The sequence below is a fragment of the Nocardia pseudovaccinii NBRC 100343 genome, from assembly GCF_001613225.1.
In the GTDB taxonomy this organism is placed as follows: Bacteria; Actinomycetota; Actinomycetes; order Mycobacteriales; family Mycobacteriaceae; genus Nocardia; species Nocardia pseudovaccinii.
In genome coordinates this window covers 1-16,038 of sequence record NZ_BDBY01000236.1, presented here as the reverse complement: position 1 = coordinate 16,038, position 16,038 = coordinate 1, and the positions used below count along the sequence as shown (strand labels likewise).

14 protein-coding genes and 1 pseudogene are annotated in these 16,038 nt (G+C 66.2%); 6 read left to right on the top strand and 9 right to left on the bottom strand.

The features are described from left to right. Nucleotides 1-622, bottom strand: a 622-nt coding sequence (locus NP3_RS29490; protein ID WP_063044874.1) for an ABC transporter permease, incomplete at its 3' end; no start/stop codon positions are given. Then, a pseudogene (locus tag NP3_RS29485) lies at nt 622-945 on the bottom strand (hypothetical protein); the annotation flags it as partial. The pseudogene NP3_RS29485 and the gene NP3_RS29490, both read right to left, overlap by 1 nt. Before the next feature lie 89 nt (nt 946-1,034). Here NP3_RS29485 and thiD point away from each other — a divergent pair. Continuing rightward, on the top strand, nt 1,035-1,877 hold the full coding sequence (thiD, locus tag NP3_RS29480) for a bifunctional hydroxymethylpyrimidine kinase/phosphomethylpyrimidine kinase (RefSeq protein WP_063044875.1): 843 nt from the start codon (nt 1,035-1,037) through the stop codon (nt 1,875-1,877). 213 nt (nt 1,878-2,090) lie between these two features. Here thiD and NP3_RS29475 read toward each other — a convergent pair whose 3' ends face one another. Beyond that, nucleotides 2,091-2,735 carry a TetR/AcrR family transcriptional regulator gene (locus tag NP3_RS29475; RefSeq protein ID WP_245721167.1) on the bottom strand — a complete coding sequence of 215 codons (645 nt, stop codon included), beginning with the start codon at nt 2,733-2,735 and terminating at the stop codon, nt 2,091-2,093. Nucleotides 2,736-2,963: 228 nt separating this feature from the next. On the opposite strand from NP3_RS29475, the gene NP3_RS29470 reads away from it, so the two are divergent. The 3 genes from NP3_RS29470 (at nt 2,964) to NP3_RS29460 (ending at nt 6,994) form a co-directional block, all read left to right on the top strand. Then, nucleotides 2,964-3,602: an SAM-dependent methyltransferase gene (locus NP3_RS29470; RefSeq protein WP_063044871.1), complete on the top strand. Its 639-nt coding sequence runs from the start codon at nt 2,964-2,966 to the stop codon at nt 3,600-3,602. 69 nt (nt 3,603-3,671) lie between these two features. Next, nucleotides 3,672-4,928: a bifunctional glycosyltransferase family 2/GtrA family protein gene (locus tag NP3_RS29465; RefSeq protein ID WP_063044870.1), complete on the top strand. Its 1,257-nt coding sequence runs from the start codon at nt 3,672-3,674 to the stop codon at nt 4,926-4,928. After that, complete coding sequence (locus NP3_RS29460) at nt 4,925-6,994, top strand: ArnT family glycosyltransferase (RefSeq protein WP_063044869.1); 2,070 nt, start codon at nt 4,925-4,927, stop codon at nt 6,992-6,994. Before NP3_RS29465 ends, NP3_RS29460 begins: the two co-directional genes overlap by 4 nt. A gap of 119 nt (nt 6,995-7,113) precedes the next feature. Here NP3_RS29460 and NP3_RS29455 read toward each other — a convergent pair whose 3' ends face one another. After that, nucleotides 7,114-7,887, bottom strand: a complete 774-nt coding sequence (locus NP3_RS29455) for an SDR family oxidoreductase (RefSeq protein WP_063044868.1) — start codon at nt 7,885-7,887, stop codon at nt 7,114-7,116. 217 nt (nt 7,888-8,104) lie between these two features. Between NP3_RS29455 and NP3_RS29450 the strand changes: the two genes are divergently transcribed. Together NP3_RS29450 and NP3_RS29445 are read left to right on the top strand one after the other, a co-directional pair. After that, nucleotides 8,105-8,494, top strand: a complete 390-nt coding sequence (locus tag NP3_RS29450) for a hypothetical protein (protein WP_063044867.1) — start codon at nt 8,105-8,107, stop codon at nt 8,492-8,494. Nucleotides 8,495-8,534: 40 nt separating this feature from the next. Beyond that, nucleotides 8,535-9,569 (top strand): hypothetical protein, encoded by a 1,035-nt coding sequence (locus NP3_RS29445; RefSeq protein ID WP_063044866.1) that lies wholly within the window; start codon nt 8,535-8,537, stop codon nt 9,567-9,569. A gap of 96 nt (nt 9,570-9,665) precedes the next feature. Here NP3_RS29445 and NP3_RS29440 read toward each other — a convergent pair whose 3' ends face one another. The 5 genes from NP3_RS29440 to NP3_RS29420 all read right to left on the bottom strand — a co-directional run bounded on the left by NP3_RS29440 (nt 9,666) and on the right by NP3_RS29420 (nt 15,993). Then, nucleotides 9,666-10,304 carry a TetR/AcrR family transcriptional regulator gene (locus NP3_RS29440; protein ID WP_063044865.1) on the bottom strand — a complete coding sequence of 213 codons (639 nt, stop codon included), beginning with the start codon at nt 10,302-10,304 and terminating at the stop codon, nt 9,666-9,668. 4 nt (nt 10,305-10,308) lie between these two features. Beyond that, a complete protein-coding gene (locus tag NP3_RS29435) occupies nt 10,309-11,091 on the bottom strand; it encodes an enoyl-CoA hydratase family protein (RefSeq protein ID WP_063044864.1) in 783 nt (260 codons plus the stop codon). Between the two features lie 68 nt (nt 11,092-11,159). Further along, nucleotides 11,160-12,320: an acyl-CoA dehydrogenase family protein gene (locus tag NP3_RS29430; protein ID WP_063044863.1), complete on the bottom strand. Its 1,161-nt coding sequence runs from the start codon at nt 12,318-12,320 to the stop codon at nt 11,160-11,162. After that, entirely contained in the window at nt 12,320-14,389 is a 2,070-nt protein-coding gene (locus NP3_RS29425) for an acetyl/propionyl/methylcrotonyl-CoA carboxylase subunit alpha (RefSeq protein ID WP_063044862.1), read from the bottom strand. Before NP3_RS29425 ends, NP3_RS29430 begins: the two co-directional genes overlap by 1 nt. Nucleotides 14,390-14,394: 5 nt before the next feature. Further along, complete coding sequence (locus NP3_RS29420) at nt 14,395-15,993, bottom strand: acyl-CoA carboxylase subunit beta (protein WP_063044861.1); 1,599 nt, start codon at nt 15,991-15,993, stop codon at nt 14,395-14,397. Between the last annotated feature and the right edge of the window lie 45 nt (nt 15,994-16,038).

The following is a 16,038-nucleotide window of genomic DNA, read 5'->3' as shown; positions in this document are numbered from 1 at the left end:
CCGACGAATACGCCATGCCGACCGCGAGCCGCACACCCGTGAACGTTTCGGGCAGTGCGGCCGGGAACACCACATCCCGAATCACCTGTGTACGAGAGGCTCCCAGTGCTCGTGCGGCCTCCACCAATCCGATCGGTGCGGCCGCCACCGCCGTCGTGGTGGCGATCGCCGCCGCGGGCAGTGCCGCTAAGGCCAGCAGGGTCACCTTCGGCGCCTCATCGATGCCGAGCCAGATCACCAGCAGGAAGAAATAGGCCAGTGGCGGCAGGGTCCGCAGGAAGGTGAGCCACGGCTCGAGGATGCTGCGCAGCCAGCCGATGGTGCCCATGGCCACACCCAGCGCTACACCGATGGCGACACCGACCACGACGCCCGCGAGTACCCGGCGCAGCGTCATATACAGGTGCTCCCACAGCAGGTACCCCTGATAGCCGCGGACCCCGTCGTGCGTCGTCGAGATGTCGATGGCGGCGCGCCACACCGTAATCGGGTGCGGCACAAAGGTTTCGTTCCAGACCGCAGCTACCGCGACCAGCTGCCAGACGATGAGAAAGACAGCAACTGACAACAACGGCAATAGATTTCGCGTGAAGCGCTGCACCGGTTCAGTGGATATCGCCATCAGAACGACGCGACTTCCAGACCACGGTGCGCCACCACCGGCGCATCCGGATGCCGCCACAGCCCACGCGCCGATCGCGGCGGCACCCCCTCACCGAACCAGTACGCCTCCGCGAGATGCGGATATCCGGAGCGTACGAAATCGTCGATGCCGAGTTCGTGGTACTCGAGGATGCGCTCGGCGACCTCGTCGTGACTGCCGACCAGCGCGGTGCCGCACGCCGCCGCGCGCCAGTTCGCTGCGTTCGCACCGTGACCACCGCCGACGACATTGCGGCTGTCGCCATTGGTTGGCAGAAACCAGTGGAGGGTGAGGGACATTCGTATGATCCAACGCGGGCGCCGCCGCACTGGCCAGGTATGCGATCGGGCAGATCGGAATGGTCGGGCCGATGCTGAGTAGGGTCTGGGATGTGAAATTCCTGCCGCTCGTGCCCGACGGGCAGACCCCGGTTCGCGTCCTCACTATCGCCGGGACCGACTCCGGCGGCGGCGCGGGTATTCAGGCCGATTCGCGGACCATGGCCCTGTGCGGGGTGCACGCATGCGTGGCGGTGGCCGCGGTGACGGTGCAGAACTCGGTCGGGGTGAGCGGGTTCCACGAGATTCCGCCGCAGGTCGTGGCCGATCAGGTGCGCGCGGTGGTCGGGGATATCGGGGTCGGAGCCGCCAAGACCGGGATGCTGGCCTCGACCGCGATCATCGAGTCGGTCGCGGCGGTCTGTCAGGAAGTCGGGATCGGACGGGATCGGACGCCGCTGGTGGTCGATCCGGTCGCGGCATCCATGCACGGCGATCCGCTGCTGCACGAGGAGGCGCTGGACGCCGTGCGGCACACGCTGATTCCGCTGGCGACGGTGGTGACACCGAATCTCGACGAGGTGCGGCTGATCACCGGGATCGAGGTCGTCGACGATGCCTCGGCGCGAAAGGCGGCGGAGGCGCTGCACAAGCTCGGAGCGCAATGGGCCATCGTCAAGGGCGGCCATCTGCGCTCCTCGACGGTGAGCACCGACCTGCTCTTCGACGGCGATCGCTTCCTCGAGTTCACCGCTCCGCGGATAACCACCGGCAACGACCACGGCGGCGGCGACACCTTGGCCGCGGCCATCGCATGCGCACTCGCCAATGGTTACTCGGTGCCCGATGCCGTCGAGTTCGCCAAGGACTGGACCTACCGCTGCCTGGCCGCCTCCTACGACCTCGGCGCAGGTCACGGCCCCGTTTCCCCGTTGTGGCGGCTGTCTGCCCCCTGACCCCCGGCGCACCGCTGTACCAGGTGTGCCGCCGTCACTGGTCATGCGGACTTCGGTGGTGCCAGTGGTTGCGAAACTTGTCGGTGGGTGGGGTCATACTGTGGGCATCGCAGACACCGTTGGCCTCGACGATGCGGTTGACGAGAACGATGGGGTTCGAAGTGGATGCGGGAGCCGACCGCTAATGGCGCGCTCGCGGTCGGTGCGTACAAGTCAGTCGCTGGAGAACGCGAGGTGCAGCGGTTGGTCCGCGTCCATGTGGATGCCGTTCAGTCGCGCATTGGCCTCGGCCAGTGCGGAGATGATCTCGGCCAGGTAGGCAACGAACTTCTCGATCGGCATGGTGTGTGCCTGTAGCCGGTTCGCACCGAGCCACCAGTCGGTGGCCGAGGCCACCGCACCGAATACCGAATAGTTGACGAGTTCGACGCTGGATACTTCGACGGATTTGTCGGCGAGCAGTCCGGTGAACAGATCTGCGGCCCGCTTGGCCGATTGCCGAGCCGACTGCAGCGCCCGCTCGGATTCATCGGCCCGCTGCGTGAAGTGGCTGTGCAGCATGAACCGGAAAACATTGGGGTGCTCGGAAACCACGAGCACATATTCGGCCGCGCCCCGCCGAATCAACTCCCGCGCAGAATCATTCGTCAGATCGGCGCTGGAAACGATTCGCTCCCACAGCATGTCGCGAACCCGGTCGACAATCGCGTTGTACAGATCGGTCTTGTCCTCGAAGTGCCGATAGAGTTTGGGCTTGGCCGCCCCGGCCTCCTTCGCGATATCGCCCATGCTCACCTCGGGTCCGAACTTGTCCAGCGCCCGAAACGCCGCATCGACGAATTCCGCCCGAACCTTCACCCGATGCTCCCGCCACCGCTCGGTCCGAGCATCGACCCGCCTGGGCGTCCCCGCATCCACTCCCCGCCCACTGCGCATCACAAATCCGACCGTACCAATACCTGCACCCGACCTAGGTAGACGCGGTTGCCGGAACGGCAACAAAGTTGGCGCTGTCGCGGACCCTGCGTACATCATGCGAACAGGGTCGATGGACCGAGATACGCGACTTCGATGGGAGAACGACGCATGACCGAGAGCACCGCTTCTGGCAACACCCAGGAGTTCTGGGAGGGGTTCTATCAGGTTCGGGATCAGGTGTGGACCGGGAATCCCAATCCGTTGTTGGTGCGGGAGGCCGTGCAGCTCGAGCCGGGGACCGCATTGGACCTCGGATGTGGTGAGGGTGCGGACGCCGTTTGGCTTGCGGGGCTGGGGTGGCGCGTGACCGCGGTCGATGTGTCCCCGACAGCGCTGCGGCGTGCGGCTGTGCATGCCGACGAGGCGGGCGTCGGGGAGCGCATCACATTCGCGGAACATGATCTGGCGCAATCGTTTCCGGACGGAGAGTTCGATCTGGTCTCGGCGCAGTTCTTTCATTCGCCGGTGGCGCAGGAGCAGGAGCGTACGAAGGTTCTGCGGCGGGCCGCGGAGGCAGTGGACGTCGGCGGGGTCTTGTTGATCGCGGGGCATGCGGGATGGCCGTCGTTTGTCGAGGATCGGCATGACGTGCACTTTCCGACCATGGATGAGGTGCTCGACGGGCTGGCTCTTGGGCCGGACTGGAACGTGGAGACCAAAGATGCGGTCGAGCGGGAAGTCACGTGGCCGGAGGGGCAGGTGGGGCTGCGTACCGATACCGTGTTGCGGATTCGGCGAGTGCGGTAGCCGCGGTCCCCAGGAACCTCACAGGTAGAGCCCAGCTAGGGTCCAGCGCGGTTCGCGAGGGTAGTCACCATGACCGAATCGACGACCGCCGCGCACCGGGCGGAAATGACCGAAACGGTGATCACGCCCGTGCTGGACGTCGTGATCCCCGTCTACAACGAAGAGGCCGACCTGGGTGTCTGCGTGCGGCGGCTGCACGCCTACTTGCGCGACGGGTTCCCGTTCCCGGCGCGGATCACCGTAGCCGACAATGCGAGCACCGACGACACCATGCAGGTCGCGCAGTTGCTCGCCGATGAACTCGATGACGTGCGGGTCGTGCACCTCGACGCCAAGGGCCGCGGCCGCGCATTGCGCGCGGTGTGGGAGCACTCCGACGCCCAGGTCGTCGCCTACATGGACGTGGATCTGTCCACCGACCTCAACGCGCTGCTGCCGCTGGTCGCGCCGCTGATCTCGGGCCACTCCGATCTGGCCATCGGCACCCGGCTCGACGCGGCATCGCGGGTAGTACGCGGACCCAAGCGCGAAATCATCTCGCGCTGCTACAACCTGATCCTGAAAGCCTCACTGCAGGCGCGCTTTTCGGATGCGCAGTGCGGTTTCAAGGCGATGCGCACCGATGTGGCGCGGCGACTGCTGCCGCTGGTGCAGGACGGTGAATGGTTCTTCGACACCGAACTCTTGGTGCTCGCCGAGCGAGCCGGGCTGCGCATCCACGAAGTGCCGGTCGACTGGATCGACGATCCGGACAGCCGGGTCGACATCATCGACACCGCGCGCAAGGATCTGCTCGGCGTGTGGCGACTGCTGCGCGGACTGACCACCGGTGCGCTGCCGTTGGACGAGCTGCGCCGCTCGGTCGGCCGTGAACCACTGGTTCCCGGCGTGCCGTTGGGGATGGTCGGGCAGGTGGTGCGGTTCGCGATAGTCGGCGTCATCTCCACGCTCGCCTATATGTTGCTGTACCTGGTGTTGCAGCCCATGACCGGCGCGCAGGTCGCGAACTTCGTCGCGCTGCTGATCACCGCGGTCGGCAATACCGCCGCCAACCGCGCCTTCACCTTCGGGGTGCGTGGGTCGAATGGCGTTGTGTCACACCAATTCCAAGGCCTGCTGATCTTCGGCTTCGGCTTATTGGTCACCAGCGGATCGTTGTTCGCCCTGCACCGTTGGGCACCCGACGCCGCCGTTCATCTGGAATTGTTCGTACTCGTGGTCGCCAATCTCATTGCCACGCTGATCCGATTCGTCGGCCTGCGCTGGGTCTTCCGCAACCCGACCGCCACCCGCACGGCGCTGGTCCCCGAGGGCGGACAGCAGTGACGGCTACGCTCACGCCACCGTCGACAGCGGTACCGCCGCAATCGCGCCCCGAGCGCGAGATCGGCTGGGAATACCCGGCATTGGCGGTACTGCTGCTCGGCACCGGAATCGCCTACCTGTGCAACCTCAGTGCCAGCGGGTGGGCGAATTCCTTCTACTCCGCCGCGGCACAGGCGGGTTCGGAGTCCTGGAAGGCCTTCTTCTTCGGATCCTCGGATGCGGCGAACTCGATCACCGTCGATAAACCACCGGCCTCGCTGTGGCTTATGGAACTGTCGGTGCGGGCATTCGGACTGAATTCCTGGAGCATCCTGGTTCCGGAAGTCCTGCTCGGCGTCGCCTCGGTGGCACTGGTGTGGGCGACGGTGCGCAGGCCCTTCGGCCCGGCGGCCGGACTCATCGCCGGACTTGCGCTCGCGGTAACGCCCGTCGCCGCACTGATGTTCCGGTTCAACAACCCGGATGCGCTGCTGGTATTCCTGATGATCGCGGCGGCCTGGGCGATGACCAGGGCGGTCGAGGACGGACGCACCCGCTGGCTGGTACTCACCGGCGCCTTCATCGGATTCGGATTCCTCACCAAGCAATTGCAGGTGCTGCTGGTGGTGCCGACACTGGCGCTGACCTATCTGTTCGCCGGTCCGCCCAAACTCGGCAAGCGGATCCTGCAGCTGCTCGCGGCGGGTTTGTCGATGATCGTCGCGGCCGGGTGGTGGCTGCTCACGGTCGAACTGTGGCCCGCGTCTTCGCGACCGTGGATCGGTGGGTCGCAAAACAATTCGATTGTCGAACTCACTCTCGGCTACAACGGTCTCGGTCGATTGAACGGCAATGAACACGGCAGCGTCACCCCCGGCGGTGGCGATATGCCGCGCGGTGGTGGCGGCGGTGGCGGCATGTGGGGCAGCACCGGCATCACCCGGATGTTCGAACCGGCGCAGGGCGGTCAGATCGCCTGGCTCATCCCCGCCGCATTGGTCGCGCTGGTAGCGGGAATTCTGTTGCGCGGCAAGGCAGCTCGCACCGATGAAAGGCGCGCGGCACTGATCCTGTGGGGCGGTTGGCTGCTGGTGACCGGGTTGACCTTCAGCTTCATGGCGGGCATCTTCCACCAGTACTACACGGTGGCGCTGGCTCCGGCGGTCGCCGCATTGGTCGGTATCGGCGCGGTTCAGCTGTGGCGGGATCGGCACCGGCTGTGGGTTCGATTGTTCGCGGGGCTCGCGGTCGGCCTGACCACCGCGACGTCATGGATGTTGTTGTCGCGCAGCTCGAGCTTCGTGCCGTGGTTGCGCTGGGCGGTGCTGGTGGTCGGTGTGCTCGCGACCATCGCGGTACTGCTGCCCGCACCACGGAAGGTGGCGCTGGTCGCGGCTTTGGCTGCCGCATGCACCGGATTCGCCGGGCCCGTCGCGTATTCCGCCCAGACCATTTCGACCGGACACGAGGGCGGAATCCCGTCGGCGGGACCGAATGTCGGGATGTTCGGGATGTTCGGCCATCGCCCCGGCGACGAGGGCGGCTTCGGCGGCCCAGGCGGCTTCGGTGGGCCCGGCGGTCCCGGCGGCGGTATGCCCGGTGGACGAAACACCGACGGCCGCAATACGAATGGCGCTCAGGGTAGAAAAGCCACCATGCAAGGCGGCAATGAGGCCGCGGGCAATCCGATGATGGGCGGCCCCGCCGGTGGCCTGCTCGGCGCGAGCAGGCCGAGCGAGAAGGTCATCGCGCTGCTGGAAAACAATGGCTCTGACTACACCTGGGTCGCCGCGGCCACCGGCTCCAACAGTGCCGCCGGATTCCAGCTGGCCACCGAACTGCCGGTCATGCCGGTCGGCGGCTTCAACGGCAGCGATCCGTCGCCGACCTTGGATCAGTTCGAGCAGTATGTCGCCGAAGGAAAGATCCACTACTTCATCGGCAGTGGCAATCGCGGCGGCGAGGGTGGCGGTTTCGGTTTCGGCCGCTCCGGCACCAGCAGCGAGATCACCAAGTGGGTGGAAGAACACTTCACCGCGACCGAAGTCGACGGCATCACCCTGTACGACCTGACCGCCGCCCACTGATCCACACCGGCGGGATCCGCACCCCTTCGGGGAACCCGCATCGGGTGCGGATCCCGATGCGGGTTGGCACGTAAAGCAATTCGCCCGGTGCGTGCGCCCCGGGCGAATTGCCTTGCGGATCAGGCGTACGCGGCCTCGAGCCACTCCGCGAACGTCGGCCCGGCCAGCTCGGCGTGCGCACCCGGCAGCAGCCCACCGTTCTCGAACTGCTCACGATCCGGATTCGCCGCATCACTCGACTCGATCACCTGGGCAGGCGCACCGAGCTTTGCCACGAGCAGACCGGCCGCACCCGCCATGGTCTCCGGCCGCGGACCCGCGATCTCGGGGAACGGCCCGTCGAGCGACTCCGGCGCGGGATGCACCGCCAATTCCACCAGCGCCTCGGCCACCGCACGTGCGGCGACCAACTGGGTGCGCATCTTCGGCAGGTACGCGACCTCGCCCTGGGTCCCCCACTGCACCATCACCTCGACCAACTCGTGGAACTGCGCCGCGCGCAGAATCTGCACCGGCAGCGGCCCTTCCAGCAGCGCCGCCTCATGCGCCAGCTTCGCGGCGTTGTATCCGGCGAGCGATCCATCGATGCCGATTATGGACACCACGACCAACCGCTCGACACCGGCCTTGTGCCCCGCCTCGTGCAGGTTGCGCGCCGCGGCCCGGAAGAATTCGGTCGCGATGGTCTGGTCCGCGGACGGCGTGCTGGACGCGTCGATGACGACATCCACACCGTCGAGCGCTTCCACGAGCCCGACCCCGGTCTCGATATCCACCCCGTTGGCGCGGGAGAATGCGACGACCTCGTGCCCCTGCTCGTTGAGCACGTCCACGACGTGTCGGCCGAGCCGTCCGGTCGCTCCGGCAACCGCGATCTTCTTGGTATTCGACATGATTCCCGCTCCTGCTTTTCGCTGCGCTGTTCCGCTTTCACAGTGAGGACGACGCAGGGCGCACGAGTGTGACATGCCGTTTCGGACCGTTCCTCGAGATCCCTTTACCTGCTTCCTCGAAATCCTCTTAATGCGGCATTCATTCGAAACCCTTTCGCACGCCGCGAACTCCGGGAATGATGATCCAGTTGCGCCAACTCCGACCATCAGGAAAAACGTGAGAAGCATTTCGAGATTCGTCCTAACCGTCATCGGCGCACTCGTCGCCGTCGCGCTCACCGTCGGCTTCGCCTCGACCGCATCGGCCGCGCCGGGTGAAGCGCCCCAGCCGACCGAGCCGGTCGCGACCGCGCCGATCGCCGCGGCAGCCGAACCGACCCCGCAGGCCGACCTCATCGGGCAGTGCCTGGCGCCCGGCGACACCATCGAGGTCAGGACGCTGGTCGGCGGTCTGGTCGGCGCCACCATCGGCGGCATCGCGGGCCTGCCGCTCTTCTTCGTCGGCGCTATTCCGGGACTGGTCATCGGTGGACTCCTCGGCGTCCTCATCGGTTCCACCTCTTACGCGGTCGACGAGGGCCACATGCAGCAGGCAGGGCTCTGCTGACAGCGAATTCCCTTTAGTGGCAAGCTGTTAGCGTGCGGGCATGAGTTCGACCACCGATCGATTCATCGACGCCGTATTCGATTTCGAGAGCGCGGTGCACGCGCAGGACTCGCAGGCGCAGCAACAAGCTCACTCAGAACTGCATCGCTGCTACCGATCAGCGACTCCGCAAGAGCTTGCGCAGGGCGGGAAGCGGCTCGCCGAGCTGCTGCCCGATGTGCCGACGGGACCGCGAGCGAATATCGCGGTCCTCATCGGCGCGTGCGTCGAGGGTGGTGCGGATCCAGTGGCTTGCGCACCCGGCGTGCTGGCGAATCTCGCGATAACACTCGGCGGCGCAAAGGAATTCGCCGAGAAGTGGACGGCGGCGGCCGATGGCGTCGACGTACCCGACCCCGAACAGTTCGAGCTGGACCCGGACCTGTTCGAGGTCTTCGGATTCGACCAGACGCTGGCGTGGTGGACGCTTGACCTCTGGAGCCGCGCGGGTCTGGCCATGTTGCAGCACAGGGAAGTTCGACAGAAGTTCGGACAGTCCGGCCGCGAGATCATCCGGGAGCGGCATGACGCACTCGGCGAAATCTCCGACCGGTGGGACAAATGCCTCGGCTACGCGCTGATCGTGCTGGACGACGAGCCGTTTGTCGTGCTGCACCGTGAGACCGGCACCGGCTACGCCATGCGAATGACCGGTATCGGCGACAACTTCCAATTGCACACCCTGGTCGCCGACGCTCTCATCGGCGGCGGACATATTCCGGGTGCGGCACCGGCGGCGGAGGCGGTCGCCATGTGCCGCGATATGCCCGGCATGGTGCATACCACCGGATCGTTCAATCTGGTCGCGCCGGACGGCAGCTGGATCTGGAACGAGGGCACGCCTTCCGATATTCCAGTCGTCGACGGCACCCGCCTGCTGGTGCTGGATCCGCCACCGTACCAACGCACTTGGCCAGCCGGACGCTTCTTCCCGCATATGGTCGGCGACCTGACGCTGGAGCGAGTGCTCACCGCGGACGAAACGGCCGCCTGGTTCCAGCATGTGTCACCGGCCAAGGATTCGAACGAGGACTAGCGGCTCACGCCTAGTCCGCCTGACGAATCGACCCCGCCGGGCAGCTCAGCTCCGCCCGGCAAACCAGCTCGCCCGGCAACTCAGCCCCGCCGGGAGTCACGACCGTGGGGCATGCAATGCGGCGTGCAGCGTCGCCGCCCATTGCGAAACGATCTGCTTGCGGCGCGCCGAGTCATCGGTCAGGACATCGGCCAGCCCGAGGCCGCGCGCCATATCCAGCGTCGCCTGAACGAGGTGATGGGCAACCGGATCGGCGTCGTCCACGCCGAGCGCCTCCACCGCGCGCCGATGCGATCTGCGCCCGAATTTGGCTTCCAGCGGCACAATTCGCTCCCGCAGCGCGGGATCGGCGGCCGCATGCGTCCACACCTGCAGCGCCGCCTTGAACAGCGGGCTGGTGAAGGATTCGACCAAACCGGCCACCACCGCCTCGGTGCGCTCGACCCCCTCGGCCAGCGCGGCCACCGACTTCGCCTCGTCCTTGGCCTGCTGGGTGCGGGTGTCGAACATGTACTCGAGTGCGGCGGTGATCAGGTCTTCCCTGGTCGGGAAGTGATGCTGGGCAGCGCCCCGTGACACTCCCGCGCGTTCCGCGACCACCGAGACCGTGGCCGCCGCCCAGCCCATTTCAGCCAGGCAATCGATGGTCGCCTCTAGCAGGCGCTGCCGGGTGGCCCGGCTGCGGTCCTGCTTGGGTTCGTGCGGCGCCAATGGGGGCCTGGAGATCGCTGCCATGGCGCTATTCTGCCCAGCTCGGTGGACGACGCTGCAAAAAGGCCAGCATGCCCTCGTGCACCTCGGGTGTGCCGAAGAAGCTCGCCGAGCGGGTGGCGAGCTCCTCGGCGGAGCTGTCGAACTCGGCCAGGATGCCCGCGTTGACCAGTCGCTTGGCCTCGGCGAGACCCTGCGGAGAGCCCTTGCGCAGCTCCGCGCACAGCCGGACCACCTCGGCCGCCGGATCGTCGGCGGTAATGGTGACCAGACCGATCTGCTCGGCGATATCCGCGCCGAACTTCTCGCCGGTGAGGTAGTAGCGACTGGCCGCGCGCGGGCTGAGCCGGGGCAGCAGGGTCAGCGAAATCATGAACGGCGCCAACCCGATTCGCACCTCGGTGAGTGCGAAACTGCTGCCGGGACCGGCGACGACGATGTCACAGGCCGCGACGATGCCCATACCGCCCGCGCGCACATTGCCGTCGATCCGCGCGATGATCGGCTTCGGCGTTTCGACGAGTCTGCGCAGTACCCCGATCATCACCCGGGTGCGCTCATCGGCGGCCACCGCTGGATCGGCATTGCTGGCCTCGGTGAGGTCCGCGCCTGCGCAGAAGGTACTGCCGGTGTGCGCGAGCACGATGCCACGGACGGCGGGATCCGCCGCGGCATCGTCGAGGCCCCGCAGCAACTCGGCGACCAACCGCGACGACAGCGCGTTGCGGTTGTGCGGCGAATCCAGGGTCAGCGTGGCGAATCCATTGCTGACCTCGTAACGCACATATGGTGCGGTCGATGTCTCGGTCATCGTCCCTCCGGTAGCGGCATCGGACCCGATCCCTCGTCGACCAGGCATCGGGCGACGAGGGCGGGGTGTCAGTAGGACTTCGGCAGGCCCAGCGAGTATTGGGCGACGAAATTCAGGACCATCTCCCGGCTGACCGGCGCGATGCGGCCGATGCGGGCCGCGGCGAGCATAGCGGCGAGGCCGTATTCCTTGGTGAGGCCCGCACCGCCGTGGGTCTGGATGGCCTGATCGAGCGCCTTGATACTGGCTTCCGCCGCGGCGTATTTCGCCATATTCGCGGCCTCGGCCGCACCCATCTCATCGCCCGCGTCGTAGAGCGTCGCGGCCTTCTGCATCATCAGCCTGGCCAGCTCCACTTCCACCTTCACCGCGGCGAGCGGATGCGAAATGCCTTGGTGCGCACCGATCGGCGTCTTCCACACCGTGCGTTCCTTGGCGTATTCGACGGCACGATCGATGGCATAGCGGCCCATGCCGACGGCCATGGCCGCGCCCATGATGCGCTCCGGGTTGAGGCCCGCGAACAGCTGCATGAGTGCGGCGTCTTCCTTGCCTACCAAGGCATCCGACGGCAGGCGCACGTCATCGAGGAACAGCGTGAACTGGTGGTCCGGCTCGATGATGTCCATTTCCTGCGGCGTCTTGACGAAGCCGGGGGCATCGGTGGGCACGATGAACAGCGCGGGCTTGAGCTTGCCGGTCTTGTGGTCCTCGGTCCGCGACACGATGAGCACGGCCTGGGCCTGATCCACGCCGGAAATGAAGATCTTGCGGCCGTTGAGGATCCAGTCGTCGCCGTCGCGACGCGCGGTGGTGGTGATCTGGTGCGAGTTCGAACCCGCGTCGGGTTCGGTGATGCCGAAGACCATCTTGGCGGTGCCGTCGGCGAGTTCGGGCAGCCACTGCTGCTTCTGCTCATCGGTGCCGTATTTGGTGATGATCGTGCCGCAGATGGCCGGTGAGACCACCATCAGCAGCAGGCCCGCGCCCTGCGCGGACAGCTCCTCCATGACCAGCGCGAGCTCGTACATGCCCGCGCCACCGCCGCCGAACTCCTCCGGCAGATTCACGCCGAGGAACCCGAGTTTGCCTGCCTCATCCCACAATTCGGTGAGCGGTTCGTTCTTGCGCGCCTTCGGCAGCACGTAATCGCGGAAGCTGTACTTCGCGGCGAGCCCGGCGACCGCGGCCCGTAGCGCCTTCTGCTCTTCGGTTTCGATAAAACTCATCAGTTCTCCTGGGATTCGGTGGGATCGACGACGGCGAGCACGGCGCCGACATCGACCTGCTGGCCGACGGTGACATTGAGGGCGCTGAGCACGCCCGCGGCGGGCGCGGAGATGGTGTGCTCCATCTTCATGGCCTCCAGCCACAGAATCGGCTGGCCCTGTTCGACGGCACTGCCGACCTCGGCGCCGATGCGAATCACGCTGCCCGGCATGGGTGCGAGCAGTGAACCGTGCGCGACCTGATCGGCCGGGTCGCTGAAGCGCGGCAGTCTGCGCACCGACACGGGTCCGAGCGGCGAATCCACGCAGACCAGATCGCCGTAGCGGGCGATATCGAATTGCCTGCGCACCAGGCCGCGTTCGCCCGGAACCGCGAGAACCACGCGCTCGGGACCTGCCTGCACCAATTCGAGTCCATCGTGACCGTCCACCGCGACACCGGTTCGGGTGAAGCGGTAACCGATGTCATGTGTTCCGCTGGTGCGGCTTTCGTACGATTTGTGCTGCGATTGCGACGGCAGATTCCGCCAGCCCGCGGGCAGCCCGCCGCCGACCCTGGCCGCCTTCCGGTTCGCCGCGGCATCCGCGAGTGCGGCGGCGGCGACGGACAGTGCCTCATCGGCCTCGGTCGCCAAAGGCGCGGAGAGTGAATCCAATCCGTGCGTTTCGAAGAATGCCGTATCGGTGTCTCCGGCAAGGAATGCCGGATGCCGCAGCACCCGCACCAGTAGATCGCGGTTGGTCACCAGACCGTGAATCTTGGCCCGCTGCAAGGCGGTTGCCAACAGCCGTGCCGCATCGCCGCGCGTCTCGGCGTAGGAGATGACCTTCGCGAGCATCGGGTCGTAGTGCACACCGACAACCGAACCGTCGACCACACCGGTATCCAGACGCACGCCAGGTCGATCGAGCACCTCGAATTCGGTTACCACCGAAGGGATATCGAGCCGATGCACCGTCCCGCTCTGCGGCTGCCACTCGTTCGCGGGATCCTCGGCGTACAGCCGCACCTCGATCGAGTGACCACGCAGCGGGGGCGGCGCGGCAGCCAACTCGCCGCCCGCCGCGACCTCCAGCTGAGTCCGCACCAGATCCAGTCCGGTGGTGCATTCGGTGACCGGATGTTCCACCTGCAGCCGGGTATTCATCTCCAGGAAGAAGAACTCGCCCGCCTCGTCGGCGAGGAATTCCACGGTCCCGGCACCGGTGTAGCCGATCGCACCGGCCGCCAGCTTCGCCGCCTCGAACAGCCGCTCACGCATGCTCTGTCCATCGGCCATGCGTGCGGGCCCTGCGTGGTCACGCTGCGCTACCGCCTCGGTGCCTGACGCGCGCATGGTGTCGATCCGCTCGACCAGCGGCGACGGCGCCTCCTCGACCACCTTCTGATGGCGGCGCTGAATGGAGCATTCCCGCTCGCCGACGGCCCAGATGGTGCCGTGGGTGTCGGCCATGACCTGGACCTCGATATGCCTGCCGGTCTCCAGGTACCGCTCGCAGAACACCGTCGGATCGCCGAATGCCGATTCGGCTTCCCGGCGCGCGGCGGCGATCTGCGGTTCCAGATCGGCGAGTTCGCGCACCACACGCATGCCGCGCCCACCACCACCGGCAGAGGCCTTGATCAGCACCGGCAACTGCGCCGCGGTGACCTCGCCGGGATCGAGTTCGGCGAGTACCGGAACTCCGGCCGCGTCCATCATCTTCTTGGCAGCGACCTTCGAACCCATCTGCTCGATGGCCTCGACCGGCGGGCCGATCCACACCAGTCCGGCCGCCAGCACAGCCTGTGCGAATTCCGCATTCTCGGAAAGGAATCCGTAACCGGGGTGGATGGCGTCAGCACCGGTCGCCAAGGCCGCCTCGATGATCAGTTCGCCGCGCAGGTAGGTCTCGGCCGGGGTATTGCCCGGAAGACGAACCGCCGCATCGGCTTCGGCGACATGCGGTGCCGCGGCATCCGCATCGGAGTAGACCGCGACCGTGCCGATCCCCATGCGACGACAGGTCGCGAAAACCCGGCGGGCGATCTCACCACGGTTGGCTACCAAAACATTGGCGAATGACATGGCCCTCACATCCGGAAGACGCCGAAGCCATCGGCGCCCTTGACTGGGGCATTGTGAATGGCCGACAACGCCATTCCCAATACCGTGCGGGTATCACGGGGATCGATCACACCGTCGTCGTACAGCCGCCCCGACATGAACATCGGCAGCGATTCGGCCTCGATCTGCGCCTCCACCATCGCGCGCATCCCCGCATCGGCCTCCTCGTCGAACGGAATGCCCTTGGACTCGGCGGCCGCCCGGCCCACGATCGAGATCACACCGGCCAACTGCGCGCCGCCCATGACGGCGGATTTCGCACTGGGCCAAGCGAAGACGAACCGCGGATCGTAGGCGCGGCCGCACATGCCGTAATGGCCCGCACCGTAGGACGCGCCCATCAGCAGCGAAATATGCGGCACCTTCGAATTCGAGACCGCATTGATCATCATCGCGCCATGTTTGATGATGCCCTTCTGCTCGAACTCCTTGCCGACCATGTAGCCGGTGGTGTTGTGCAGGAACAGCAGTGGCGTATTCGACTGATTGGCCAGCTGGATGAACTGGGTCGCCTTCTGCGACTCCTCCGAGAACAGCACGCCGCGCGCATTGGCGAGAATGCCGACCGGATAACCGTGCAACTCCGCCCATCCGGTGACCAGGCTGCTGCCGTAGAGCGGTTTGAATTCGTCGAAATCGGAGCCGTCGACGACGCGCGCGATCACCTCGCGCGGATCGAACGGAATCTTCAGATCGGACGGGACGATGCCGAGCAGATCCTCCTGGTCGTACCGCGGCTCGATCACCTCCGCGCGCGGTGCCGGACCCTGCTTCTTCCAGTTCAGGCGCTTGATAATCGAGCGGCCGATGCGGATCGCGTCCTGCTCGTCGACCGCCAGATAATCGGCCAGACCCGAGACGCGCGCGTGCATATCCGCGCCACCGAGCGATTCGTCATCGGATTCCTCGCCGGTGGCCATCTTGACCAGTGGCGGCCCGCCGAGGAATACCTTGGAGCGCTCCTTGATCATCACGGTGTAGTCAGACATGCCGGGGATATAAGCACCGCCCGCGGTGGAATTGCCGAAAACCAAAGCGATGGTTGGGATTCCGGCCGCCGATGCCCTGGTGAGATCGCGGAACATCCGTCCGCCGGGTACGAAGACTTCCTTCTGCGTCGGCAGATCCGCGCCGCCGGATTCGACGAGTCCGATCACCGGTAGCCGGTTCTGCATGACGATGTCGTTCATGCGCAGGTTCTTGCGCAGCGTCCACGGATTCGAGGTGCCGCCGCGCACCGTGGGATCCGGCGCGACGATCATGCATTCGACGCCCTCGACAATGCCGATACCGCACACCACGCTCGCCCCGACGTGGAAGTCGCTGCCCCACGCGGCAAGTGGGCAAAGCTCGAGGAATGGTGAATCCTCGTCGATGAGCAGTTCGATGCGCTCGCGCGCGGTCAGCTTGCCGCGCTTGCGATGCCGGGCCAGCTTATCCGGGCCACCGCCCGCGATGGCCTTGGCGAATTCGGCCTCCACCTCGGTGAGTTTGCTGGTCATGGCCTCGGCCGCGGCCGCGTATTCCGGCGATGCGGTATCGAGTGTGGTGCGTAGTGTCGTCAAGACTGGTACCCCAATCGTTTCGCCGCCAGTCCGGTCAGGATTTCC

Coding starts and splice junctions, on each gene's coding strand:
- NP3_RS29470 (WP_063044871.1), top strand. CDS start 2,964: ATGACCGAGAGCACCGCTTCTGGCAACACCCAGGAGTTCTGGGAGGGG.
- NP3_RS29465 (WP_063044870.1), top strand. CDS start 3,672: ATGACCGAATCGACGACCGCCGCGCACCGGGCGGAAATGACCGAAACG.
- NP3_RS29455 (WP_063044868.1), bottom strand. CDS start 7,887: ATGTCGAATACCAAGAAGATCGCGGTTGCCGGAGCGACCGGACGGCTC.
- NP3_RS29445 (WP_063044866.1), top strand. CDS start 8,535: ATGAGTTCGACCACCGATCGATTCATCGACGCCGTATTCGATTTCGAG.
- NP3_RS29440 (WP_063044865.1), bottom strand. CDS start 10,304: ATGGCAGCGATCTCCAGGCCCCCATTGGCGCCGCACGAACCCAAGCAG.
- NP3_RS29435 (WP_063044864.1), bottom strand. CDS start 11,091: ATGACCGAGACATCGACCGCACCATATGTGCGTTACGAGGTCAGCAAT.
- NP3_RS29430 (WP_063044863.1), bottom strand. CDS start 12,320: ATGAGTTTTATCGAAACCGAAGAGCAGAAGGCGCTACGGGCCGCGGTC.
- NP3_RS29425 (WP_063044862.1), bottom strand. CDS start 14,389: ATGTCATTCGCCAATGTTTTGGTAGCCAACCGTGGTGAGATCGCCCGC.